The following is a 25,156-nucleotide window of genomic DNA, read 5'->3' as shown; positions in this document are numbered from 1 at the left end:
GCACAGATATCACTTGTCTTTTCCTATAAAATCAGCCTGAAATAGATTTCAGTTTTCACATTTTGGATATAATCAGGTGGACACAGACAGTCTGCGCCTTTTCGTGATGGCCGCCGAGCGGCTGAATATCAGCGCCGCCGGACGCGCGCTTGGACTTGCCCCCGCAGTTGCCAGCGCGCGGCTTGCCAAGCTTGAAGGCGAGCTTGGTGTCGAACTGCTGCACCGCACGACGCGCAAGGTTTCCTTGTCGCTGGAAGGGTCGGACTTTCTTCCTTATGCGCGCGAAATTCTTGCGCAATCCGACGCCGCGCAGGCAGCGCTTGGCGGAAAAGATGTCGGGCTGAAAGGAACCTTGCGCTTTGCCGCGCCAAGCAGTTTCGCGCAACTGCACATCATGCCTTTGTTGCCAGAGTTTCAATCCCTTTACCCCGACCTCATCCTGGACCTGCGATTGTCGGATACCCGCTTCGACGCAATAGAAGGCAGCTTTGATCTTGCGCTCAGAAGCGCGCCGCTGACGGATAGCAGCCTGAAGGGGCGCAAATTGTCCGACGATGTCCGTGTCCTGTGTGCCGCGCCCGGTTATCTGGCCGACAGGGGCACCCCGGCGGGGCCGCATGACCTTGCCGACCACGACATCATATCCTGGGGCAGCTTGGAGGCGCGCGAATTGATCAATTCCAACGGCGATACCGCCATGTTGGACCCCAAGGCCATGACCTGCCGGACAATTTTCGACGACGGCGATGCGCAGCGCGAGGCAACCCTTGCCGGGGTGGGCATTTCGGTCAATTCGCTGTGGAATGTCGAACGCGAAATCGCGGCAGGTCGGCTTGTGCGTGTCCTTCCGGATTGGAAACAGAATGACCGGGCGGTTCTGTGGCTTGTGTATCCGCGATCAAATGTCCTGACGCCAAAGACACGGGTATTCCTGGACTTTCTGATCGACCGTTTGGGAAACCGCGCTGGCTGGGCGGAGTGAAAGCCCAAAGCCCGTGGAAGACCCGTGTTTCAGACCATCACGATGGCATGAACAGTCTCTGCATTCTCGCTTCGGTAACCGGCTTTGTCAGGATTTCCAGCCCAGGCACGTTTTCCAGTGCCTTTGGGATACGGGATGTTTCGCGGGTCGACATGAGGACAAGGCGGCACTCAGGAAACAGACTGTGCCCAAGTTGCAGAATGTCCCAGCCGGACGCCCCGCTGTCCAGTTTCAGGTCGCTCAGCACCAGGTCCAACCGAGGCTGACACCGCAATTGCGCACTACCTTCGGCAAAACTCGCAGCCCGGATGACCTCATAACCCAGGCGTTCCAGGATTTCTGATGCCGAAACCAGATAGGCGGGATCATCATCAACCACCAAGGCGCATCCCGGCTGAGACATGTTCGCCGCTGGTGCGGTCTCGTCTGCCAGCGCGGGGAAACAAAGGGTCACCGTCGTGCCCCGGTTCGGTTGCTCGGTCCGCGAGGTGAGGATGAGATCGCCACCAGATTGGTGGACAAAACCATCAACCATTGACAGGCCCAGACCCGTACCGCTGCCGTCGTCCCGGTTCGAATAGAATGGCTCGGTTGCGTGGCGCAGCACCTCGGGGGACATGCCGGGGCCATTGTCGCGGACTGTCAGTGTCGCTTTGTCCTCACCGGTTACGGTGACATGGATGCAGCCCTCGCCGCCGATTGCCTGCCCGGCATTGACACACAGGTTCAGCACAGCGCTTTCCAGTTGCCCCGGATCGACCTTCACCAGAACAGGCTCAGGTGGCACGTCAAACGTCATCGACACCGAGCTGGGCACGGCGATTTCCAACAGATCGGCCATGCCCTCGACCAGCATTCCGATGTCGGTTACCTGCGGCTCAAGATGCTGCTTGCGGGCAAAGGCCAGCAATCTTTCGATCAGCGACACACCCAGGTCCAGCGCGGATCTTATGCGCGTGTGAAGATGCCGGGCCTTATCGGCATCCGCGCCTTCAAGCAGGTGCAGATTGCCCGAGATGCTCGACAGGATATTGCCAAAATCATGGGCGACCTCGCCCGAAACCTTACCCAGCGCCTCGACCCGGCGAATTTCTTCAAGCCGGTGTTCAACCTTTTTCCGCTCGGTGGTTTCTGACAAAAGCCAAACTTCCTCTCCGTTTGGCAAGGGCGAGCGCCGCAGTTCCAGAACATTGCCCGCAGGATCGGCATATTCTTCGAACCCACCATGTTCGCTGGCCGAGGTCCGCCGCGAGAAACTTGATTGCGCAATCAGGTCCTGAACCCGCGCGCGCGCGCCCTCGTCCGCGGGCGGCAATCTCAGAAGCTGCCGCAAGTTGTCGTTTTCCGCTTCGATCCAGCCATTGGCCGAGGCAATCGCGACACCGTCCTTGATGTTGCGAAACACGCGGGAAAACAGCGCGTTCTGATGGCCAATCTGCCGGGTTCTGCGTTCCAGTTTGCGGGCGCTTTCGCGAAACACGTGAAACGCGGCGTAAAGCTGCCCGATCTCGTCCTCTGACTCGGGCCCCCGAGGCAGATCGGTCCGGTGGTTCCCGGCCGCAAGCCTGCGCATAGCCGCCGCAATGAGATGCAGGTTGCGCGCCACGTAACGCGACACATAAAGCGACGATGTAATCGCCACCAGCAGGCTTGCGGCGGTCAGGGCAAGGAATGCGTTCTTGGCGATTTCAAGGTTGCCGGATGTCTCGGCCCGCGCCTGCGACAGACGCTTTTCAGCCTGCGCCACCTTTGCCTCGGCAAAGGTGCTGATACGGTTGGCCTCCTGACGGATACGAAACAAGGCGTTTTCCGCATCCAGTTGCGCCGCAAGGTTTCGATGTTTGAGCACGAACAGGTTTTCGCTGCGCGATTTTGCCTGCTCTATTTCGGCCAAGGTCTCAGCCTGGGGCGGCAAAAGCCGCGGCACCAGCGCATCGCGCTGCCGGGTATACCGGCGGCTGAATTCCCCCAGCTCAATAAGTGCATTCGCGCGCCCCGCCCCGATCGCGCTTTCGGTAAGTTGCTGTAGACCGGACCAAACCTCGCGTTCGTCCAATGGCAAGGCCGTGTCCCCGGCCAGACGGCGCAGCCGCAGGTTCAGCCGCACCATGTCGCGGTCAATCGCGTCCAACTCAAGCTGTCGGGCGGCCTGCGGTGCAAGCGCGGTTGTCAGGTCATCAATGGCAAAGCGAAGACGGGCAACCGGCAGGTCCAGTTCCTGATCGCCCGCCGAAAGCGCCGAGAGCCGGTCCAGGTTATCCAGCACCTTTTCCCGTTCCTGTTCCAACTGAAACGGGGGAAAAAGCGCGTGTAGAAAAGGCGCCGAGGTGGCCAGATCGGCGGATTCCCTCGACAAATCCAACGCATCGGACACTTCGGCCAACGTGTCTTTGTGCAGCACATTCATCCACAGCTCGGTGCGGGCCAGCACCAGCATGCCAATCAGGCTGACCAGCACGATCAGGCCAAACAGGACCGCAATAGCCGCTGACAGGCGGAACCGGACAGTCAGGTTCGACAGCGCCGGCATTACTGACCAGCCGGAGACAGGTGAAAGAAATACCCCTGTCCCCGGCGCGTCTGCAGGTGCACCGGCTTCGAGGGGACGGGTTCGATCTTGCGGCGCAATCGCAGGATCAGCACGTCAATTGTGCGGTCCACATAGCGTTGCATGTCGGACCCCAATTCCTCCAACAGTTCCGGCCGCGGAATGACCCGGTTGGGATTGCGCGCAAAATACTCCAAAAGCCGGTACTCGGCATTGGTCAGCGGAATCTCTGCGCCCTCGGCGTCAAGCAGGCGACGGGTCTGAACGTCAATGCGGTTCGCGCCAAAGACAATCCACTGCCCTGATGGTGCGCCGGACTTGGCGACACCATGCCCATAACGCCGCAGAACCGCGCGAATGCGCGCAACCAGCTCTCGCGGATTGAAGGGCTTGATCAGATAATCATCCGCGCCGGTCTCCAACCCGATGATCTTGTCGATTTCATCCCCCACACCGGTCAACATCACAATCGGAATCTCATAGCGTTCGCGAATGTGGATCGCCAGCGTCAGGCCGGACTCTCCGCGCAGACGCAGGTCAACCAGCGCCAGATCCACCGGCGGCGGATCGCCAAGAGCCACAAAAGAAGCGATGTTGGGGCAACACACGGCATCAAACCCGCTTTCGCGCATCAGGGCGGAAAGCGTTTCGCGCACATTCTCATCGTCATCCACAATCGCGATGAGCGGCTCGGCTTTGCCTGTTTGCATGCAACCTCTTCCCCTGACTTCCAGCGGCATCAATGACCCACCAAACGCCGTTGTTACCGTTTGTGCCGCTGATCATGCCAGAATTCGAGCCTTCGCGATCAACTCTGTAACATTGTTAACACTTAACCGGTTTTCCGTCTGTTTCGTTAACAGAACGGGCCTCGCCTCGGCGCGCCGCGCTTACCTATCGTGGGCGGGTCAGCGCATTGCCTTTTGGTAAACTCAAAAAGGGCAAGCGTTTCAAGGGAGGATACCATGACACCATTTTTCACCCGCGCCGTTACGGCACTGGGCATCCTGTCGACGAGCGCATTTGCCGCTGTCGCCGAAGACTGCGCCGACCGCGGCGCACTGGACGAGCTGTATTGTGACGCCAATGGCGACCTGGTTGCCGACACGCCGACAGACCCGGCAGAGCTGCGCAACCCGGATACTTTGGTTTTTGCCTACACACCCGTGGAAGACCCGGCCGTATACGCAGATATCTGGGCCCCCTTCATCGCGCATATGGAAGAAGTGACCGGCAAAGACGTGCAGTTCTTTGCGGTGCAGTCGAACTCGGCAGAAGTCGAAGCCATGCGCTCGGGCCGCTTGCACGTGGCGGGCTTTTCCACCGGTCCGACCCCGTTTGCGGTGAACCTGGCCGGGGCCGTGCCCTTTGCCATCATGGGCGCCGAGGATGGCCAGTTCGGATACAAGCTGCAGGTTTTCACCCAGGCCGACAGCGACATCAAAGAAGTCAAGGACCTGGCCGGTCGCCGCGTCGCGCATACCTCGCCCACGTCCAACTCGGGCAACCAGGCGCCCCGCGCGTTGTTCCCGACCCTGGGTGTCGAGCCCGACAAAGATTACGAAGTGACCTATTCCGGCTCGCATGACCAGTCCATGCTGGGCGTTGTTGCGGGCGATTATGACGCCGCACCCGTGGCATCCGAAGTGGTCGAGCGCATGGCGGAACGTGGCCTTTACGACGCCAGCGATGTGCGCATGATCTGGGAAAGCGACCCGTTCCCGACCACGTCGTTCAACGTGGCCCACAACCTTGATCCGGCCCTGGTCGAAAAGATCAAACAGGCCTTCTTTACCTTTGAATTCTCCGGCACCAAGCTGGGTGACGAATTCGCAGGCGTCAGCAAGTTCATTCCAATCACCTACAAGGATCAATGGGCGGTTATCCGTCAGATCCAAAAATCAAACGGTGTGGAATATACGCCCCAAGGCCTCGCCGGGAAGTAACCTGTGCCCAAACCAACCCGGTCAGCGTTCCAGCGCTGTCCGGGTCCTTTTTTGGCCTTGCGCCCATGCCCGCCACGGGCAAGCCGCAACAGGCAAGGCCACGCTTTGTCCGAGAGACCCGATGCTAAAAATCACCAAACTGACAAAACGCTATGGATCTGGTGATCCGGTGCTAAAAGAGCTTGATCTGACCGTCGAGGGCGATCAGCTGACCTCTGTTATCGGCTCTTCCGGGGCGGGGAAAAGCACACTTTTGCGCTGTATCAATCGGCTGGTCGAACCCACGTCGGGCTCTGTCGATCTGAACGGCACGGATTTTACGGCGCTGCACCGCCGCGAACTGCGCAACGCGCGCCGCCGTATTGGTATGGTTTTTCAAAGCTTCAACCTGATCGACCGCCTAACCGTGATGGAAAACGTCCAGTCGGGCCGGTTGGGGTACATCTCGACCTGGGCGGCCCTGACCCGTCGCTACCCGCGCGAGGACATTCGCCACGCCTATGAATTGATGGAACGCGTGGGCATCGCCCATTACGCGGACCGCCGCGCGGATGAGCTTTCGGGTGGCGAACGCCAGCGCGTCGGCGTGGTGCGCGCGCTGATGCAACGCCCGGAAATCCTTTTGGCCGATGAACCCACGGCATCGCTGGACCCCAAGACATCCGAGCAGATCATGTCGCTGTTGCGCGACCTGGCATCCGAGCTGAAGCTGCCGGTGATCATCAATATCCACAACGTCACCGAGGCCAAGGAATACAGCGACCGCATTGTCGGCATGCGCTATGGGCGGATCATCTTTGACGACAAGCCGGGCAAGCTGGAAAAAGCTGAAATGGACGAAATCTATGCCGGGGTTCCCGCCATGGATCGCGCCGAAGTCGGGGCAGTCGCATGAGCGCGGTCAAGGACACCTGGCACAAACCGCCCTTTATCAAAAATCCGGCGCTGCGCTATGGGCTGTATGCAGCAGTTGCCATTTACGTCGTGCTGACCCTTGCCACCCTGCCGATCGACTGGGATCGTGTTTCGGACGGGATGCGCCGCGCTCAGCGGATCTTCAGCGGGGCGTTCCCGCCCAATTTCGAACGCTCGGGCCTGCTGATCGACGGCTTTCTTGAAAGCCTGAAAATTGCCATCCTCGCAACTGTGGGGGGCATTGCCCTGTCGGTTCCGCTGGCCTTCATGGCGGCGCGCAACATCTCGGTCAAGCCGATCTATTTTCTGGGTCGCGCCATCATCATCGTCGCGCGCAGTTTTCATCCGGTGATCGTCGCCATCATCTTTGTAAAGGCCGTGGGCTTTGGCCCCTTTGCGGGCGCGCTGACCCTGATCGTCTACTCGGTCGGTTTTGTCGCCAAACTGTTGGCCGAACGGATCGAAGAGATCGACTTTGGCCAAGTCGAGGCCATGCGCTCGGTTGGTGCGGGGTTCATCCCGACACTTGCCTATGCCGTCTTTCCGCAAATCATGCCACGCCTCGTCGGGCTGGGCATCTATCAGTTGGACAGCAACCTGCGGGCCTCGGCCGTGGTGGGCATTGTCGGCGCGGGCGGCATCGGCGCCACCCTGGCCAACGCCTTTGGCCGGTACGATTATGACTTTGCCCTGGCCATCACAATGGTCATCGTCGGTGTCATCCTCGTTTCCGAGGCCGTGAGCGGGTTTATCAGGAAACGGATTGCATGATGAGCACTCAACCCTTGCACCAAACACTTGATCACTGGTCCCGCTTTACCCTGCGCCAGCGGGTGATGCGCTATGGCGGCATGATGCTTGTCCTTCTGGTCGTGGCCTGGGCTTTGTCCAGTATCGATGTCATCTGGGAATGGGTCTGGGACGCGCCGTCGCAAATGGGCGACCTCTTTGGGCGCATGATGCCGCCCGATCCCAGCAACCTGCCGTCGATCCTCGAAGCCATCTGGCAAACCGTGAACATCGCCACCCTGGCCACGATGTTTGCCGTCGTGGTTTCACTGCCGGTCGCCTATATCTCGGCGCAGAACACGACACCAAACGCGGTGACGCTCTGGATCGGCCGCTTCATCCTGGTGTCGTCCCGGTCGGTCAACACCATAATCTGGGCACTGTTGTTCGTGGCCATCTTTGGCCCCGGAATCGTCGCTGGCATCGTGGCAATCATGTTCCGCTCTATCGGCTTTCTGGGCAAACTGCTTGGCGAGGCGATCGAAGAGATCGACCAGAAACCGGTCGAAGCGCTTGAGGCCTGCGGCGCATCACGCTTCAAGATCGTGCTTTATGCCATCGTACCGCAGGTCCTGCCCGCCTTTTTCGCCGTCGCCATTCTGCGCTGGGATATCAACCTGCGTGAATCGACCGTGCTGGGCCTTGTGGGTGCCGGTGGCATCGGCATGATCCTGCAGGGGGCCATCGACACGTTCAACTGGCCCGAAGTATCCATGGTTCTGATCACTATCCTTGCGCTGGTGGTGATTGGCGAAGTGGTCTCTTCCTACTTGCGCAGGAAGATCCTGTAAGGCATTTGGCGGCCGGCACAGGCTGGCCGCCACGCTTTTCCGAAAGACCGATTGCCATGATGGACACGCGCTCTGCCTTTCAGGAATATGAAAACATCCGGGCCACATTGCCCAGGGCAGAGTTCCCTCAAAAATCCCGATCCGGGGCGGACCTGCGCGACACAACCGATGACTTTGACGCCTATATCCTGGATGCTTTCGGCGTATTGAACAGGGGCGAAACCGCCATCGACGGTGCCGTCCTGCGCATGGCCGAACTGCGCGCTGCGGGGAAACGTCTGATCGTCCTCACCAACGCGGCAAGCTATACGAAACGCGAAATCCTGGCGAAATACCATCGGCTTGGGTTTGACTTCGACCGGTCCGAAGTTGTTTCAAGCCGGGATGTCGCATTTGCCGGCCTTCCCCAATTGCCGCCATCCAAAGTCTGGGCTGCGGTGGCTGCGCGCGGCGATGACTTCGGCGATGCGCCAGCAACGGCGCGGATCGTACATTTGGCAGAGGACCCCGGCGTTCTGGACACCGCAGGTGGAATTTTGCTGTTGTCTTCGGCCCGCTGGAACGACCAGGACACCGCCGTTCTGGCCCGGGCACTCAGAGACAATCCAAGACCGCTTGTTGTCGCCAACCCCGATCTGGTCGCCCCGCGCGAGCGCGGCCTGTCCGTGGAACCGGGTCTGATTGCACATACCATCATCGCGCAAACAGGTGCCGAGGCCGCGTTCTACGGCAAGCCTTATGGCAACGCCTTCAAGGCTGCGCTTGAGCGGCTGGCAGGTATTCCCCTTCACCGCATTGCCATGGTGGGCGATACGTTGCACACCGATGTTCTGGGGGGTGCGGCCGCGGGGATAGGCACCGTTCTTGTCACCGATCATGGCCTGTTTCGCGGCCACGATATCGCGCCCTTTATCGCAAAAAGCGCGATCCGCCCCAACTGGATTGTAGCAACAACGTAACGCCCCCGGCACAGATGCAGGATGCATCGGGATGGCGGCTCGGGCCTGACCGAAACCAGCGTTTTCATGCCGATGATTGTTATCCGCTGATCCCGGTCGCAACAGGGCCCTCGGGCTTTGTCCGCCTGATCTGGAACGGCGCAAGCGCCCAAAGCAAAGCGGCTGTTTTCACCAATCGAATTCCCATTGGCCTTAGCTTTCGCCCCGGCAAAGGGCTTGTTTTCCGACCATTTATGCCCGGCGCCAGAATTCCATATTGACGGGAACAGGTAAACACCTGTAGTCATCATACCAGTACAGTGGAGTGAATCAATTGACCAAGATTGCCCTCTTTGGTGCCGGCGGAAAAATGGGTGTGCGCAGCGCGCGGAATCTGCTGGATTCCGATTTCGACGTGGCGCATGTCGAGGTCTCTGAACAGGCGCAGAAACGTCTGAAGGACGAAATCGGCAAAGACTGCGTTCCGGCCAAAGACGCGCTTAGCGGTGCCAAGGTCGTCTTGCTGGCGGTTCCGGATACGGCCATCAAGCCCGTGTCGCACGCCATCATCGACATGGTCGAACCTGGTGCCATCATCATTTGCCTGGACGCGGCGGGCCCCTTCGCCGGGCATCTACCCAAACGCGATGACGTCACCTATTTCGTGACACATCCCTGCCATCCACCCATCTTCAACGACGAAACCACACCCGAAGGACGCGATGACCGATTTGGCGGTATCGCGGCGAAACAAGGGATCGTGAATGCCTTGATGCAAGGCCCCGAAGAACATTACGCGCTTGGTGAAAAAGTCGGAAAAGCGATTTACGCCCCGGTGGTCCGTTCGCATCGTGTCACGGTGGACCAGATGGCCCTGCTTGAACCGGGCCTGAGCGAAACAGTCTGCGCGTCGCTGCTGTTGGCGATGAAAGAAGCCATGGACGAAGTTGTCGCCCGCGGTGTGCCCGAAGAGGCCGCGCGCGACTTTCTGCTGGGTCACATGAACATCCTGGCCGCCGTTACATTCGGCCATATCGACGGGGTCTTTTCCGACGCCTGTTACAAGGCCATTGAGTTCGGCAAGCCGATGTTGATGCGCGATGACTGGCGGCGCGTCTTTGAACCCGACGAGATCGCAGCAAGCATCGAGCGGATCACCTGACCCATGCTGAAGGGGGGGATCATCGGCGCCGGTTTCTTTGCCGCGAACCACCTGAACGGCTGGAACATGGTCGACGGTGCGGAAATCGTCGCCCTTTGCGACACTAACCCCGATCAGCTGGCCCTTATGGGCGACCGGTTTGGCATCCGTGCCAGGTTCGATGATGCCGCCAGGATGCTGGACGATGTCGAACTGGATTTCGTCGACATTATCACCACCGCACCCAGCCACCGGGCCCTGGTCCTGCTTGCCCTGTCCAAGCAGGTTCACGTCATCTGCCAAAAACCGTTTGCCGAAAACCTTGATGACGCGCGGGCCATGGTCCACGCCGCCGAGGGTGCGGGAAAGACGCTCATGGTGCACGAAAATTTCCGGTGGCAATCGCCGGTTCGGGCTGTGATCGACACGCTTCGCAGCGGCCGGATCGGGTCGCCATTTTTCTGTCGCGCCAGCTTTCGGTCAGGCTATGACGTATTCTCGGGCCAGCCCTATCTGGCCGAGGGGCAGCGTTTTATCATCGAAGACCTGGGCATTCATGTCCTGGATATCGTGCGGGCACTGATGGGGGATGTCTCGGCCGTCACAGCACACACAAACCGGATCAATCCAGACATAAAGGGCGAGGATGTCGCCACGATCCTGCTGGCCCACGACTCGGGCATGGCAAGCGTCGTTGACTGTTCCTATGCAACGCAACGCACGCCGGAAACCTTCCCGGAAACACTGCTGGAAATCGACGGCGACAAGGGCGCGTTGTACCTGAAGGCGGGATACCAGATGGAAATCCATACGAACGGGTCGGTTGAACAGCGCGATGTCTCGCCAGAATTGCTGAGTTGGGCCGAACGCCCCTGGCACAACATTCAGGAAAGCGTTCATATCATCCAAAACCACTTCGTGGACTGCCTGAAGGCGGGCCTATCCCCGGAAACGTCGGGGGCGGACAACCTCAAGACACTTACACTTGTAGAAGCCGCGTACCGCTCGGCCGCGCAAGGAAAGAGGATCAACACCAAGGATCTATGACCGAAATCGCGCCGCAGAAGCGCGGATTGAACAGCAGGGCAGTCAGAACCTGAGAAGACTAAAGGCCGAATTGGGAGGAAAACCATGACACTGAAGAAACATCTACTGGGTGCCGCACTGGCCATGGCCGTTGCACCCGCGGCGCTGCTTGCGGATACAATCGCGATCATAACGCCCAGCCATGACAACCCGTTTTTCAAAGCGGAAGCCGACGGCGCAAAGGCCCAGGCCGAGGCGCTGGGATATGACACCATGGTGCTGGTGCATGACGATGATGCCAACAAGCAATCCGAACTTTTTGACACGGTGATTGCAGCCGGTGCCAGCGCGATCATTCTGGACAATGCCGGTGCGGATGCCTCGGTCGCCGCGGTTCAGAAGGCCAAGGATGCAGGCATCCCGTCTTTCCTGATTGACCGCGAAATCACCGCAACGGGCGTCGCGGTCAGCCAGATCGTGTCGAACAATTACCAGGGAGCGCAGCTGGGCGCCGAGGAATTCGTCAGCCTGATGGGCGAAGCCGGAAACTATGTCGAACTTCTGGGCAAGGAATCCGACACCAATGCCGGAATTCGCAGCCAGGGTTACCACGATGTCATTGACCAGTTCCCCGACCTGAAAATGGTCGCGCAGCAGACAGCGAACTGGTCCCAGACCGAGGCGTTCTCGGTCATGGAATCCATCCTGCAGGCGAACCCCGATATCAAGGGCGTGATCTCGGGCAATGACACGATGGCCATGGGTGCCTGGGCCGCACTGGAGGCGGCAGGCAGGACGGATGTCATCGTTGTTGGCTTTGACGGCTCGAACGACGTGCGCGACTCGATCCTTGCGGGCGGCATCAAGGCGACGGTTCTGCAACCGGCTTACCAGCAGGCGCAGCTTGCCGTGTCGCAAGCGGATCAGTACCTGAAAACCGGGTCGACCGGGCTGGACGAGAAACAGCTGATGGACTGCGTCCTGGTCAATGGTGACAATGCATCCTCGCTGGAAACCTTTGCGCTGAAGTAAACTCAACGGCGTATTCGCTGCGCGCAGTCAATGACCGGCTGCGCGCACAACCCCACTCGGACAAAGTAGGACCCGATGACCAGATTGCTGTCGCTTGTCATGCTGCTGATTGTCAGCCTGACCGTATCAGGTTGCAAAATCGTGTTCGACGAAGACAAGGATACAGCGGCAATCCCCGATGGTCCTGACGGCGACGATGCGCGCAATCAGGCACGGATTGACGAAACCTTTGATGCCAAGTTGACGGCTCTGGTCAAAAGCAAGGCGCTGCCGGTCGACATATTGCAGAGCAAGATCGCCAAGGACATTGCTGCGGCTGGCGCAGAGCATGCCAACCGGGGGTCCGGGCAAGGGTCGGCCTGGAATTTCCCGGTCTCTGGTCAAGGCCGGATTATCGAGGCCAATCTTGAATCCCGTGCGCGGAGCGTTTCCGTTGACATCAACGGCAATGGCAAGGCTGACGTCACATTGCAATTGGGCCCGGTCGTGCGCGGCACGGCCCTTCGCGACGCCGCTCCATTCTATGATTTCGACGATTTCCGCGACCAGATCGAATTTGCCAAGCTGGCGCGCGCGCTAAACGACAAGGTCACCGGGGAACTGGTTGTCCCCGACACCGATGTCATCGGATCAACCGTCGACTTTGTCGGTGTGACACCGTTGAAATCCGCCAGCGACCCCCTGATCGTGACCCCGATAGAAGTGCGGTTTTCACAATGACCGACAAGCACCCTATCGGTCTGACCATCCGCAACGCGGTAAAGGTCTATCCGGGCACCCGCGCTCTTAAGAACGTGAATTTTGACATCCGAATGGGCGCGGTCAACGTATTGGTGGGCGAAAACGGCGCGGGCAAGTCGACCTTGATGAAGGTCATCTCGGGCGTCGAAACCCTGACCGAGGGTGAAATTGCCGTTGATGGCACGCCCGTGCAGTTTCGCAACAAGGATGATGCCGTTCGCGCCGGGATAGGCATCGTGTTTCAGGAACTGAACCTGTTCCCCGATCTCTCGGTCAGCGAAAATATATTTATCGGGCGCGAACCGACGCGATTGGGCCTGCACATAGATATGCGCGGCCAGGCAACCAAAAGCCGCGATATCCTGACCCGCCTTGAACAAGACATCGACCCCGACACGCCGCTTGGCTATTTGCGCCTGGGCCAGCAGCAAGTCGTCGAAATCGCCAAGGCGCTGGCGCAGGACGCCAAGATATTGATCCTCGACGAACCCACCTCGGCCTTGTCGGCGGTCGAAGTCGAGGTTCTGTTCCGCGTCATCGCCGAACTCAGGTCGCAAGGTGTCGGGATCGTCTACATCTCGCACCGCCTGGAAGAGCTGATCCGGATCGGCGACTACATCACCGTATTGCGCGACGGCGAAGTGACCGGAACCCGCAGCATGGACGGGGTTGATGTCCCCTGGATCGTCGAAGCGATGATCGGCGGCGAAGCCAAGGATTTCGCGGCCCCCATCGACCACCAGATCGGAAGTGAGGTGTTTCGCGCCGAAGACGTCGCCCTGGCCAAAATGGGCGGCGGGTACAGCGTCGATCATGTTTCGCTCAGCGCAAATGCCGGTGAAATCCTGGGGATTTACGGGCTGATGGGGGCGGGCCGGACCGAGCTTTTGGAATGTATCATCGGCCGTCATCCCGAAGCCCTGGGTCGCTATTTCATCAAGGGCGAGGAATTGCGCAGCACCAGCATCGCCGACCGCATTTCGCATGGCATTGCCCTGGTCCCCGAGGATCGCAAAGTTGACGGTCTGATCCAGATGATGGCCATTCGTGAAAACCTGACCCTTTCGTCGCTGAAAGAATTCACCCGGTTCATGCATCTGAGCCTGTCGCGCGAAGCGCAACGCGCAGCCGAATTCATTTCTCGCCTCACGATCAAGGTCGCAAGTGCCGAAAACCCGGTTTCGTCCTTGTCGGGGGGCAATCAGCAGAAAGTCGCAATTGGCAAAGCCTTGATGACCAAACCCAGCGTCCTGCTTCTGGATGAACCGTCCCGCGGGATAGACGTTGGCGCAAAGGCCGAGATCTACCGCGTGATGCGCGAATTGTCGGCACAAGGCATAGGCATCGTTTTTGCCACATCGGAAATCGAAGAGGCGATGGCCCTGAGCGATCGCATCATCGTTATGGCCGATGGCCGTATCACCGGAGTTTTTGATAAATCCACCCCGGTCGCGCAGGTCGTTGCTGCCGCGTCGCCGGGAACGTCTTCCGTAGAGGGATCCGCCGCATGACCACGACGACCGCCCACAGCCCAAGCGCGAATATCAACTGGTTACTGTTGCTGCTGAAAGCACGCACCTTTGTGGCGCTGATCCTTGTGTTTACATATTTTGCCTTCGCCGCACCAAATTTCTTAAGCGTCGCAAATGCGGTGCTTATTTCCAAACATGTGGCAATCAACGCGTTTTTGGCAATCGGCATGACGTTTGTGATCATCACCGGGGGAATTGACCTGTCGGTTGGCTCTGTGGTCGGGTTGACCAGCATGATCGCCGGTTACCTTGTGTTGAACGGAATCGATCCGGGTTTTGGCTGGTCCATTCAGTTCAACACCGTCGAAATCATGGTGATGGTCTGTTTTGTCGGCGTGTTCGTCGGGTGGATCAACGGGATACTGATCACGCGATTGAACGTAGCGCCCTTTATCGCAACCCTCGGGATGCTTTACATGGCCCGCGGCGCGGCGTTGCTGATGTCGGGCGGGCGTACCTTCCCCAACCTGAACGGCACCCCCGAATACGGGTCAGCCAGCTTTCCCCTGATCGGGGCGGGGTCTTTCCTGGGTATTCCGGTCATGATCTGGATGTTGATCATCGTCACGCTCGCCTCGGTCTACATCGCGCGGCGGACACCGCTGGGGCGGCATATCTATGCCACGGGCGGCAATGAAAGAGGCGCGGCGCTGTCCGGTGTTCGGGTGCGGCGGGTCAAGATGTTCGTCTATATGTTCTCGGGGCTGATGGCCGCTTTGGTCGGGCTGATCATCGCCTCTCAGCTGAAAGCCGCACATCCCGCAACTGGCGAGTTCTTTGAGCTGAACGCCATTGCAGCCGCAGTTCTGGGCGGCACCTCCATGTCCGGCGGGCGCGGCCGCATCATGGGCACGATCATCGGCGCATTTGTCATCGGCATCCTGTCGGACGGCCTGATCATGATGGGCGTGTCGTCATTCTGGCAAATGGTGATCAAAGGGCTTGTCATCGTCACCGCCGTGGTCATCGACCAGGCTCAAAGCCGCCTGCAGGCCCGCGTGGCGCTGACGCAAGAAGCCGGCTCCTAAGACATCCAGGGCCTGTTTGGCCGTTTTCGGGAAGCGGTGCCCGGCCCCCTGCCCCGCCGCGCGCAAGGCACCGGCTGGAACGGTTATGGTCACCGCGGAAAATCGACAAACGCGATCGAAAGCGGCGGCAGGTCCAGCGTTTTGGTTTGAACCCTGTCCGATGTGACCAGCCAATCCGCATTCCTGGTGGCCGCATCAAAGCTTTCGACGTCCAGACAAAGCACATGACCGGTGCCGGGCAGCCCAAGGTCAGAGGCTTTATCGCCGATATTGGCAATCATCATGCGCCTGCGCCCCTCGGTCTCGACACCATAGCCGATGACCCCGTCGGGCAGCCCTTGCAGGTCCAAACGCCTGCGTCCCGCCATCACTGATGCCGCTTGGGCAACATGATAGATGGGATAGACAGCGCGATCAGAACCATCATAGCCGACTTGCGGATACCCCATCGGATCGTAAACAAGACCAAACGGCCCAACCGGCGCACCCAGGCACATTGACCTGACCGGCGTCCCTTGTGTCGCGGCCAGCAACCCGACGGCGAAACAGGCCCCAAACACCCCGCGATGGCGAGGGTCGATCCGGGCCATCGTGCGCCTGACCTGGTCGGGGTTTGCTGCAACCGCAGCGCCGTAAGGGTTGGACCGCATCCCGATCGCGCACAGCCCCAGGCGATACGGCAACCCATCCGACAGTGCCGCGGCACTTGCAAAAATATGTGGCAAAGTCTCCAGCGTTTCCAATACCGACATGTCGTCGCCTGCATGAACAATCGCCGTAAGCCCGTGGGTGACATAGTCACAGCGCAACGGGTCGGGGCGGCATCGGTTCACCTCGGTAAAATTGGTCAGCATTCCGCCCCCCCCCGAAGATGCGGGGAAAACCTCGCGCACGCGGGCCAGGACATCGTTGGGCGTCGGACCATCCGGCCAGGGCCCAACCGGCTGATGGCTGCCAAGATAGCTTTCGGGCAGGGCAATAACGCGTGCGGGAACCAAACCCTGTTCGGACAGAAGCTCGGCCGTGGCGCGCAGGCCATCCTCGACCACACCGTCATCGGGCAGCCTGATTTCCAAATCGAACGACGGATAACGCGAAGCATGTTCCGCAAGCGCGGCGGCGTCCTCCGCACCCGGCGCCGTGCGCAAAACGCAATATGACCCCGGAATTTCTGGTGCTTCGCGACGGGGCAGCCACCCGGATTCAAGCGCGACCCCAATGTCTGGCGCCACGCCTGACGTCTTTTCAAACGCAAGACCCGTTCGGCGCGCGGCGGCGCCTTGTTGCATCGGTTTTCCGGTCAATCGGACCGTAATGGATTGCCGGGTCGTTTGCGCGATTTCGTAGGTGAAGGGATGCACAAGAGGGACGCAGTAGGTTTTGAAAGACGCATCCGACCAGTTTCTCTGATCCTCCATTTCAAAGGTCTCGCCTGCAAAGGCGATCTCGACGGATTGCCCATCGACACCATAGGAAAGGGACCGGATGTCCCTGGCGGGTTGATCCGGCCGGATCAGTTCGGGAAATGAGGACCGTTCGCTGCTGCCATCGGAATGCAGGATCGTCAGCGCCGACCCTGCAATCGGGTTGATCGGGTGCAGGACGGTGAAACCCGCCCGGTTTGTGGAAAACACCCCGTTCACAGGTGTCATATCAAGGTCGGCTTGCAAGACCCCGGTGGCATCGGCCCGAATTCCCAGGTCACACCGCAGGCGCCCGTCACCGACGGTAAAGGCAATATCAAGGGCAAAGCCGTCATCCCCGGCCACGCTTTCGCTTATGACCGAAACCGGATAGGTTCCCCAGTTTTCATCCCGGATGGGCCAGGCAATCGCACGCACAAGTTCCACGTTGTTCCAGGAAATCCGGCGCAACCCGTCCGAGGAATAAAGGAAGGAAAGCGCGCCGACCTCTGCCCGCCTGAGGCCGTCGACGGTTTCATCCGTCCCATATTTGCGTATCCGTGCGCTGGCCCGTTCCACCGACTGCCCCACTTCCAAAACTACTGATACATACTCATTATACCAGTGGACCAGGGCGATCAAACCCAATGATCAAAGGAAGCCGTGTCAGCCGCCGCGGCGCGGGGCAAACATATCGCGCGAACGATCCAGGTGGCGCTGCATTTCCTCAACGGCACCGTCTGCGTCATTTGCTTCTATCCGGTCGATGATCTTTGCGTGTTCATCCAGCGTCAATTGTTCATTGCCCGACCAGTGCAGGACATTGACGTGGTATTCCTGCAGCCACCTGAGCATGGCCCCGGATGCCGCGCTGATCACCGGGTTTTCCAGAATATCCGCAATTCCGGTGTGAAAGGCCATATCGGCTTCGATAAAGTGCCGAACATCCAATTGCCCGGTCAGAAACGCCTGTTGATCGGACAGCAACTGCCTGAGCTTTTTCACATCCTCCGACGTCGCCTTGGCTGCGGCAGATCGAACGATGCCCAGCTCAAACATGCGCCGCGCCTCTTTGAGATGCTCAAGATTGGCCGGAACCGCGTCCAAAAGGATGTTGGCCACCTTGTCGCTTTGTTGCAGAACAAGATTGGCCGACAGTTCGTTTACCCGGCTGCGTTCCCCGTGGCTGATCGTAATCAGCCCCTGGGTGTGCATCGCCTGCAACGCTTCGCGAACGGCCGGACGCCCAACGCTGAACCTTTCCATCAAAACACGTTCCGATGGCATGAAATCGCCGGGGCCCAATTCACCGTTGCGTATCATCTCTCGCAATCGATCCAGCACCTGGTCCGAAAGTTTGAGCCTGATGATCTTGTCCTGGGTCTTTGAAGGTGTGTCGCTGGGCATGGTTATCAAGATCCGTCCTTTTAAGCGAAATCCAAAATAGCAGACAAAATGTCAATGTACTTGACCGCCAAATGCGTTGACCCGGCAGGAAATCCGCTCTAAACCGAACTGGTATAATGAGGTGATATATACCATGGGCGGCCCGACTTCCAGCTTTTTTGAACACCCGCTTGTTGGCTGGCTCGGGGATGACTTCACCGGGGCCGCGGCGGTCATGGAAGTGCTGACGTTCAACGGCTTGCCATCAATCCTGTATCTCTCGCAACCTCAATCGCTGGATGAGGCCCAGGGTCTGGCGGGGATCGGCATTGCAACGCTTGCGCGGTCAAAACCGCCAGCTTGGATGGATGACACCCTGCCCGGTCTGTTCAGGTTCCTGGACCAGACAGGCGCCGCCCTCATTCACTATAAAACCTGTTCGACGCTGGATTCGGCCCCACATGTCGGGTCAATCGGCAAAGCCATCGACATCGGACGGGACATATTCGGCAAGGCATCCGTGCCCGTCGTGACCGCCGCACCCGAGATGCGCCGCTATCAGGCGTTTGGAACGCTGTTTTGTTCGGCCCCCGACGGCGTGCACCGATTGGATCGACATCCTGTGATGGCCCGACACCCGGTCACGCCCATGACCGAGGCCGATGTCGCGCGGCACCTGGCCCGACAGACCGAAACGCCCGTGGACTGCATCAACCTGGAAGACCTGGAAAACCGAACCGCGCAAAGCAAGCTTGACCAGGACCCGCATATCTGGACCATCGATCTGATTTCCAAGGACCAACAGGCAGAGGTCGGCAGATTATTGTGGCAAAGGCGCAAGGACAGCCGGCTGGTCGCCGGGTCGCAAGGCGTCGAATACGCGCTGGTGTCCCATCTGCGTGCGGCAAATCCTGTGGCCGATCCCCCCGCCATCGGCGGGTTGAGCCGCGATGATCGCTTCGCCGTTGTCTCTGGCTCTGTTTCGCCCACAAGCGCGGCCCAGATTGATTGGGCCAGGCACAACGGATTTGTCACGATCCGCCTTGATGCGGAACGCCTGTTGCAAGGGGACGACAACACCGCAGAAGCCGACGTGATCGATCAGGCAAGTCAAGCGCTTGGCAAAGATCGACCCGTTATCGTTTTTACGGCCGAAGGTCCCGGCGACCCCGCATTTGCCGCGGTCCAAAAGGCGGCCAAGGGCGATATGGATCAAGCCAATGACAGGATCGGGCGATCCCTTGGCCATATCTTGCGCACGCTTGTGGACCGCATGGGGCTGCGTCGCGTCGCGGTCTCGGGCGGCGACACTTCGGGACGCGTCTGCGAGGCGTTGGATATCTATGCGCTCAAGGCTGTATCACCGACAATTCCAGGCGCCGCGATTTGCAGGGCAAAAGCCAACGGGCCGATGGACGGCCTGGAAATTGCGCTGAAAGGCGGCCAGATGGGTTCGCCCGACTATTTTGGCTGGGTTCGCGACGGAGGAGGAGCACGCGCATGAATTCCGATCGGTTCCAGGCGACGTATGAAATCGAAAGCCCGGTCGGGCTGACCCGCGCCGCCGAGGTAATCGCGGGCGAGCAATCCACAGGCACATTTATTCGGCTCGCGACCGAAACAGACGACCTGAGAGCCCGAGCGGCCGCGCGGGTCGAAGCAATCGAAATCGTTTCAAGATCGACAACGCCTGCCCTGCCCTGCCGGTTGCACGGTGACACCTACGAGCGCGGCATCGTGCGGCTAAGCTGGCCGGTTGCCAATATTGGCCCGTCCCTGCCCAACCTGATGGCAACGATTGCGGGCAATCTGTTTGAACTGGCGGAAATTTCAGCCCTTCGCCTGATCGATCTGACCATACCAGAAAGTTTTGCAGCCGCTTTTCCCGGCCCCGCCCATGGCATCGCGGGGACGCGCGACATGATGGGCGTTCCAGGCGGTCCGATGATCGGAACCATCATCAAGCCAAGTATCGGCCTGAACGTAGACGATACCGTGAAACTGGTGGCAACACTGGCCGATGCGGGGGTCGATTTCATCAAGGATGACGAACTGCAATCCGATGGCCCCGGAAACCCTTTGGAAAAGCGCGCCAAAGGCGCGATGGACGTTCTGAACCGCCACGCGGACAAAGCCGGGCGAAAGGTCATGTACGCCTTCAACATCACCGGTGAGATCGACGAGATGGCGCGTCGCGCCGAAATGCTTGAGAGGTTAGGGGCAACCTGCGCGATGGTCTCACTCAACTGGATCGGGCTAAGCGGCCTTCGGTTCCTGCGCGACAGGACACGCCTGCCCATTCACGGTCACCGCAATGGCTGGGGGCTCATGTCGCGGTCACCGGATATCGGAATGACCTATGCGGTCCAACAGGTCATCTGGCGACTGGCAGGCGCAGACCATCTGCATGTCAACGGTCTGGCCAACAAGTTTACCGAACCCGATGAGGTCGTCATGGCATCGGCACGGGCCGTTCAGTCCGAACTGCCGGGAACCCGCCACAGGGCGCTTCCGGTTTTCTCGTCCGGGCAGACCATTCGGCAAATCGGGCAAAGCATGGCGTTTCTTGGAAATGCCGATTTTCTGTATTGCGCCGGTGGCGGCATCATGAGCCACCCGCAGGGGCCGGGCGCCGGCGTTACCTCATTGCGGCAAGCGGCCGATGCCGCGCAGGCCGGGCAGTCACTGGAACACTATGCGAAAGACCACGACGAATTGGCCGCGGCGTTGGAAACCTTTGGCTAAAGCCCGGGCCGGGTTGTTTCCCGGCCCGGTTTCCAAGACCTGACGTGCTATGCCGATTGGGTCGGCATCTGGACCGTCATTTCGATCTCGATCAGAAACTCCGGGGCCGCAAGGGCCGCAACCGCCACACCGGTCAGGGCAGGCAGCGCCCCGTCCAAAAACGCGGTGACCCGCCCCATGATAATCTCAAGCGCACCTTCATCAAGGTCCAGCACATAAATCCGCATTTGCAGGATATCGGACGGTGACGCGCCGAGGCTTTGCAACGCTGTTTCAAGGTTCGAGATGACCATCTCGGTTTGCCCGGCAAGTGTTGGTGGCGTTGCCTCTCCTTGGGCACTCAGCGCCACCTGACCAGAGACAAAGGCAACAGGCCCTGGTTTCGCGACGGTGATTTGGGCATATCCAAGTCCGCTTGCATCAGGCAAACCCGCTGGGTTCAGGCGTAAAATCGTATCAGCCATTCTTCTTTTCCTGCATTGTTTTGTCATTTTGTAACCGGCTATATTGACGATGTGCTTTCGCTTCTGTGGCGAACAAAAGGGCCAGAATGCAAAACTCCAAAGTGAACGACATATTGATCTTCATGTCTGTTGTTGATGCGGGCAGCTTTGTTGCCGGCGGCAAGGCCTTTGGGTTATCGCGCTCTACCGCCGGCAAGGCGATCGCGCGGCTGGAGGAAAGCTATGGCAAACGCCTTCTGAACCGCTCGACCAGAGCGATGAGTTTGACGCAAGAGGGTCACAAGCTTTACGAACAGGGTCAAAAGCTCAGGCAGGTTCTGGACGAAACCGAGGCCGAACTGTCCAGCGACGCAGGTATTCCCAGCGGGACATTACGGATCACGGCGCCGGATGCGCTGGGGCGGCGGCTTGTTCTAAAGGTCGTTCGGGCCTTTCAGGAACGTTGGCCCGGCGTGCATGTCATGATCAGCCTCTCTGACCGGGTCGACGACCTGCTGGACAGCGGGTTTGATCTGGCCATCCGGATTGGCGCCGAGCAACCAGACAGCGCCCTTATCTCGCGCAAAGTCTGGACGGACAGACCTGTTCTATGTGCCTCACCCTCGTATTTCGCGCAGCGCGATCGCCCCACCCGCATCGAGCATCTGACCACCCATTCCTTGTTGCATTTCATGAACAAAGGAAGGCGCGAAAACTGGCTGCTTCGCGAGCATGGAAGCGATTGGGTGCGCGCCGCCGGTCAGTCAAAACTCAGTCTCGACAATGGCGAGGCAATTCGGCAAGTGGCTCTGGATGGCGGCGGGATCGCGCTCCTCCCTCATATTCTGATCCGCGATGACCTCGCATCCGAGCGGTTGGAACAGGTCTTGCCAAACGTGGATTGCGGCACGCTCAACATCTATGCGCTGTATCCGCATAAACGCCTTCTGGAACCGCGGGTCCGGCACTTTATCAACATGCTTGCCGGTCAAATCGGAAACATCGGCAGCCAGCCGCAACCGGGACAGAGGCAAAGCTGAAGGCTGATGCCCCTTTCGTCTGCGAACGGCATCAGCACGGGCGCCGGGCTGCGGCTTTCAGGATCGCCGCCTGAACCCCTTCGGCCAGGATCAGGTCCAAAAGACCGGTAACAGCCTGCCGCCAGGGCGCGCTGTCGCGCAAGGGCGCCGGACAGAAGCCGGGCAACGCCAACAGGCGGGTTACGATGTCGCGCGCCGATTCCACCCCGTTCAGAGCCGTCAACTCGGCCTCTCTGGGATCGCGCAGCGCAAAGGCTTCGCCGGTGTCGGTCTTGCCAAGCGTGTACCGCATCCAGGCCGCTGTGGCGAAGGCGAAAGCCTCCAACGGCAGGTCCCGCTCCAACGCGTCCACGGCCGGCGCAAAGATGCGCTGCGGCATTTTCTCGGTCCCGTCCATGGCAATCTGATAGGTTTGGTGCCCCAGATGCGGGTTTCGGAAACGGTCCTCCAATTCGTGGGCATAATCGGCGAAATCGACGCCCGGCAACGGGTCAATCGTGGCCGCAGCCGCACCGAGATGACGCCGGACCAGCGTCGAAAGCGCCGGGTCAGCCATGACGTCGCGGACATATTCGTGCCCCGCCAGAAAGCCGGAATAGGCCAGCATGGAATGGCTGCCATTCAACATCCTGAGCTTCATGTCCTCATAGGGTTTGACGTCATTCACAAAAATTGCGCCCCCGGCCTCCCAGTTTGGGCGGCCTGTCGGGAAATGGTCTTCGATAACCCACTGGCGGAAGGCCTCGCACTCGATTGCGGCCTCGTCACGGTGGCCGATCAGGTCTTTGGCAAGCGAAAGCGTCCCGGCCCCCCGTGCGGGTGTGATGCGGTCGACCATGGTGGCGGGAAAGGCCACCTCGCCCGCAATCAAGTCCACCAGATCGGGCGCGGCGTGGCGGGCGAAATCCACCAGCAATCCGCGCATCAATGGGCCGTTCTCTGGCAGGTTGTCACAGGACAGTACCGTGAACGGCGGAACCCCGGCGGCGTGGCGCTGGCCCAGGGCCCAGACCAGCAGACCGGCAAGGCCCTGCGGGTTGTCCGGGTCGGCCAGATCGGCGGCGATCGCGGGATGGGCCCGGTCGATGCCGCCGGTGGCCCGGTCGATGCCGTACCCTTTTTCGGTGACGGTGATCGACACGATCCGCGTGGCGGGCGCAACCAGCGCCTCAAGCACTGCCTGCCGGTCGGATCTAAGGCCATAGGCCGCAGCCATTGCGCCAATCACCTGCGCGTTTGTGCCTTCGGCACTGCGTTCGATAACTGTGTAAAGCCCATCTTGCGGGGCAAGTTCTTCAGCCGGGGTCGTACTCCTGAGGCTGACACCTATGATCCGCCAGTCGCCGCCCGAGGCCGCCAGTGCATCGTCGGTATAGACGGCCTGGTGCGCCTTGTGGAACGCGCCAAGACCGATATGCACGATGCCGGGACCGTGTGCGTCACGGTCATAGGCCGGGCAAAGGGCCGTATCGTGCAGGTCGTCGGCCGAGGTCAGACGCTCGCTCATGCGGTCGCTCCGTGCTGCAAACCAGCGATCACACCGCGCAGCTCTGCCAGACCCTTCAAGCGCCCGATCGAGGGGTATCCCGGTTGCGCCTTGCGGCCCAGATCATCCAGAATGTCCTGCCCGTGATCAGGGCGGAAAGGGATTGACCAATCGGCGCGCCCGGCTTCCTTGCGGCGCGTTTCTTCGCGCAGGCAGGCGGCGATCAGCGCCACCATGTCGGTATTGCCGTCCAGATGCTCGTCTTCGAAGAACGAGCCGCGAATAGCGTCGGTTTCGCGCCGGACATTGCGCAGATGCAAGAAGTGAACGCGCGAGCCCCAGCGATCCATCATGCCGGGCAGGTCATTGTCAGGCCGCGCGCCCAGTGAACCGGAACAGAGCGTGATGCCATTGGCGGGCCTGTCGACGGCGTTCATGACGGCAGCGTAATGCGCCTCGGTCGACATGATCCGCGGCAATCCAAGCAGCGGCACGGGCGGATCGTCGGGATGGCAGCACAGGCGCAGGCCCAGTTCCTCAGCGGTGGGCACCACTTCGGACAGGAAGTCTACCAGATGCTGGCGCAGGGTATCTTCGCGGATCTGGGCATATTCGGCGATGTGCTGGCGCACATCTTCGAGCGAGAAGTTTTCCGCGGCACCGGGCAGGCCAAAGACGACGTTCTTGGCCAGTTCCGCGCGCCGCGCCTCGTTCATCGTGGCAAAGCGTTCGGCGGCGGCTGCGCGCAGGGCATCGTCGAAATCCTCTTTGGCGCCCGGACGGGCAAGGATATGCAGGTCAAAGGCGGCAAAGTCTGTCAGGTCAAAGCGCATGCACGTGGCCCCGGACGGGCGGCGCCAGGCCAGATCGGTGCGAGTCCAGTCGAGGACCGGCATGAAGTTGTAGCAGATCACTTCGATCCCGGCTTCGGCGAGGTGCTTCAGGCTTGCCTTGTAATTGTCGATATGCGCCCGCCAGTCGCCCTGCTGTTTCTTGATATCCTCTGACACCGGCAGGCTTTCCACCACGTCCCAGTTCAGGCCCGAGGCGTTGCCGTCCTTCATCGTGCCGATCTCGCGCTGGCGCTGCGCAATCTCTTCCGGGGTCCAGACCGCGCCGGTGGGCACATGGTGCAGGGCTGATACGATGCCTTCTACCCCGGCCTGCAATGTGTCGTCGATGGACACCAGGTCCTTTGGTCCGAACCACCGCCAAGTCTGCTTCATCTGTCGATCTCCTGAGTC

Annotated in this window: 22 protein-coding genes; 15 read left to right on the top strand and 7 right to left on the bottom strand. The window is 59.9% G+C overall.

What is annotated here, in order from left to right; genetic code table 11:
• Positions 1 to 76: 76 nt before the first annotated feature.
• Entirely contained in the window at positions 77 to 982 is a 906-nt protein-coding gene (locus ACXAG8_RS07975) for a LysR family transcriptional regulator (RefSeq protein ID WP_475223302.1), read from the top strand.
• Between the two features lie 37 nt (positions 983 to 1,019).
• Here ACXAG8_RS07975 and ACXAG8_RS07970 read toward each other — a convergent pair whose 3' ends face one another.
• Complete coding sequence (locus ACXAG8_RS07970) at positions 1,020 to 3,512, bottom strand: ATP-binding protein (RefSeq protein ID WP_475223301.1); 2,493 nt, start codon at positions 3,510 to 3,512, stop codon at positions 1,020 to 1,022.
• On the bottom strand, positions 3,512 to 4,240 hold the full coding sequence (locus ACXAG8_RS07965) for a response regulator transcription factor (RefSeq protein ID WP_475223300.1): 729 nt from the start codon (positions 4,238 to 4,240) through the stop codon (positions 3,512 to 3,514). The genes ACXAG8_RS07970 and ACXAG8_RS07965 overlap by 1 nt, the downstream gene beginning before the upstream one ends.
• 255 nt (positions 4,241 to 4,495) lie before the next feature.
• Between ACXAG8_RS07965 and phnD the strand changes: the two genes are divergently transcribed.
• The 11 genes from phnD (at position 4,496) to ACXAG8_RS07910 (ending at position 15,409) form a co-directional block, all read left to right on the top strand.
• Entirely contained in the window at positions 4,496 to 5,476 is a 981-nt protein-coding gene (gene phnD, locus ACXAG8_RS07960; RefSeq protein WP_475223299.1) for a phosphate/phosphite/phosphonate ABC transporter substrate-binding protein, read from the top strand.
• A 121-nt stretch (positions 5,477 to 5,597) separates the two neighbouring features.
• Complete coding sequence (gene phnC, locus ACXAG8_RS07955; protein WP_475223298.1) at positions 5,598 to 6,371, top strand: phosphonate ABC transporter ATP-binding protein; 774 nt, start codon at positions 5,598 to 5,600, stop codon at positions 6,369 to 6,371.
• Positions 6,368 to 7,162, top strand: coding sequence for a phosphonate ABC transporter, permease protein PhnE (gene phnE / locus ACXAG8_RS07950; RefSeq protein WP_475223296.1), 795 nt, complete (start codon positions 6,368 to 6,370; stop codon positions 7,160 to 7,162). Before phnC ends, phnE (ACXAG8_RS07950) begins: the two co-directional genes overlap by 4 nt.
• Entirely contained in the window at positions 7,162 to 7,971 is an 810-nt protein-coding gene (gene phnE / locus ACXAG8_RS07945) for a phosphonate ABC transporter, permease protein PhnE (RefSeq protein ID WP_475223294.1), read from the top strand. Before phnE (ACXAG8_RS07950) ends, phnE (ACXAG8_RS07945) begins: the two co-directional genes overlap by 1 nt.
• A 56-nt stretch (positions 7,972 to 8,027) precedes the next feature.
• Positions 8,028 to 8,930: an HAD-IIA family hydrolase gene (locus tag ACXAG8_RS07940; protein ID WP_475223293.1), complete on the top strand. Its 903-nt coding sequence runs from the start codon at positions 8,028 to 8,030 to the stop codon at positions 8,928 to 8,930.
• A gap of 304 nt (positions 8,931 to 9,234) precedes the next feature.
• Positions 9,235 to 10,071 carry a phosphogluconate dehydrogenase C-terminal domain-containing protein gene (locus ACXAG8_RS07935; RefSeq protein WP_475223292.1) on the top strand — a complete coding sequence of 279 codons (837 nt, stop codon included), beginning with the start codon at positions 9,235 to 9,237 and terminating at the stop codon, positions 10,069 to 10,071.
• Between the two features lie 3 nt (positions 10,072 to 10,074).
• Positions 10,075 to 11,097, top strand: coding sequence for a Gfo/Idh/MocA family protein (locus ACXAG8_RS07930; protein ID WP_475223291.1), 1,023 nt, complete (start codon positions 10,075 to 10,077; stop codon positions 11,095 to 11,097).
• An 84-nt stretch (positions 11,098 to 11,181) separates the two neighbouring features.
• Positions 11,182 to 12,108, top strand: coding sequence for a substrate-binding domain-containing protein (locus ACXAG8_RS07925; RefSeq protein ID WP_475223289.1), 927 nt, complete (start codon positions 11,182 to 11,184; stop codon positions 12,106 to 12,108).
• A 75-nt stretch (positions 12,109 to 12,183) separates the two neighbouring features.
• Positions 12,184 to 12,828 carry a DUF2291 family protein gene (locus tag ACXAG8_RS07920; protein ID WP_475223287.1) on the top strand — a complete coding sequence of 215 codons (645 nt, stop codon included), beginning with the start codon at positions 12,184 to 12,186 and terminating at the stop codon, positions 12,826 to 12,828.
• The gene (locus tag ACXAG8_RS07915; protein WP_475223286.1) at positions 12,825 to 14,360 is read left to right on the top strand and encodes a sugar ABC transporter ATP-binding protein; all 1,536 of its coding nucleotides are present in this window, start codon (positions 12,825 to 12,827) and stop codon (positions 14,358 to 14,360) included. Before ACXAG8_RS07920 ends, ACXAG8_RS07915 begins: the two co-directional genes overlap by 4 nt.
• The gene (locus ACXAG8_RS07910; protein ID WP_475223285.1) at positions 14,357 to 15,409 is read left to right on the top strand and encodes an ABC transporter permease; all 1,053 of its coding nucleotides are present in this window, start codon (positions 14,357 to 14,359) and stop codon (positions 15,407 to 15,409) included. Before ACXAG8_RS07915 ends, ACXAG8_RS07910 begins: the two co-directional genes overlap by 4 nt.
• 89 nt (positions 15,410 to 15,498) lie before the next feature.
• Here ACXAG8_RS07910 and ACXAG8_RS07905 read toward each other — a convergent pair whose 3' ends face one another.
• Positions 15,499 to 17,391: a D-apionate lactonase family protein gene (locus tag ACXAG8_RS07905; protein WP_475223284.1), complete on the bottom strand. Its 1,893-nt coding sequence runs from the start codon at positions 17,389 to 17,391 to the stop codon at positions 15,499 to 15,501.
• Between the two features lie 87 nt (positions 17,392 to 17,478).
• On the bottom strand, positions 17,479 to 18,219 hold the full coding sequence (gene nanR, locus ACXAG8_RS07900; RefSeq protein WP_475223283.1) for a transcriptional regulator NanR: 741 nt from the start codon (positions 18,217 to 18,219) through the stop codon (positions 17,479 to 17,481).
• A 133-nt stretch (positions 18,220 to 18,352) separates the two neighbouring features.
• Here nanR and ACXAG8_RS07895 point away from each other — a divergent pair, with 133 nt between their 5' ends.
• Together ACXAG8_RS07895 and ACXAG8_RS07890 are read left to right on the top strand one after the other, a co-directional pair.
• Complete coding sequence (locus tag ACXAG8_RS07895; protein WP_475223282.1) at positions 18,353 to 19,702, top strand: four-carbon acid sugar kinase family protein; 1,350 nt, start codon at positions 18,353 to 18,355, stop codon at positions 19,700 to 19,702.
• Positions 19,699 to 20,943: a ribulose-bisphosphate carboxylase large subunit family protein gene (locus ACXAG8_RS07890; RefSeq protein WP_475223281.1), complete on the top strand. Its 1,245-nt coding sequence runs from the start codon at positions 19,699 to 19,701 to the stop codon at positions 20,941 to 20,943. Before ACXAG8_RS07895 ends, ACXAG8_RS07890 begins: the two co-directional genes overlap by 4 nt.
• 47 nt (positions 20,944 to 20,990) lie before the next feature.
• On the opposite strand, the gene ACXAG8_RS07885 is transcribed toward ACXAG8_RS07890, so the two are convergent.
• Entirely contained in the window at positions 20,991 to 21,407 is a 417-nt protein-coding gene (locus ACXAG8_RS07885; RefSeq protein ID WP_475223279.1) for a RidA family protein, read from the bottom strand.
• An 86-nt stretch (positions 21,408 to 21,493) separates the two neighbouring features.
• On the opposite strand from ACXAG8_RS07885, the gene ACXAG8_RS07880 reads away from it, so the two are divergent.
• Positions 21,494 to 22,426, top strand: a complete 933-nt coding sequence (locus tag ACXAG8_RS07880; protein WP_475223278.1) for a LysR family transcriptional regulator — start codon at positions 21,494 to 21,496, stop codon at positions 22,424 to 22,426.
• Positions 22,427 to 22,457: 31 nt separating this feature from the next.
• Here the strand turns inward: ACXAG8_RS07880 and ACXAG8_RS07875 are convergent, their stop codons facing one another.
• Together ACXAG8_RS07875 and uxuA are read right to left on the bottom strand one after the other, a co-directional pair.
• On the bottom strand, positions 22,458 to 23,933 hold the full coding sequence (locus ACXAG8_RS07875; protein ID WP_475223276.1) for a mannitol dehydrogenase family protein: 1,476 nt from the start codon (positions 23,931 to 23,933) through the stop codon (positions 22,458 to 22,460).
• Positions 23,930 to 25,138 carry a mannonate dehydratase gene (gene uxuA, locus ACXAG8_RS07870; RefSeq protein ID WP_475223275.1) on the bottom strand — a complete coding sequence of 403 codons (1,209 nt, stop codon included), beginning with the start codon at positions 25,136 to 25,138 and terminating at the stop codon, positions 23,930 to 23,932. Before uxuA ends, ACXAG8_RS07875 begins: the two co-directional genes overlap by 4 nt.
• Positions 25,139 to 25,156: the final 18 nt, after the last annotated feature.

It is taken from the genome of Ruegeria sp. ABD4_443 (assembly GCF_056160865.1).
The sequence above is the reverse complement of the archived record's forward strand: the minus strand, read 5'-3'. Positions and strand labels throughout refer to the sequence as shown.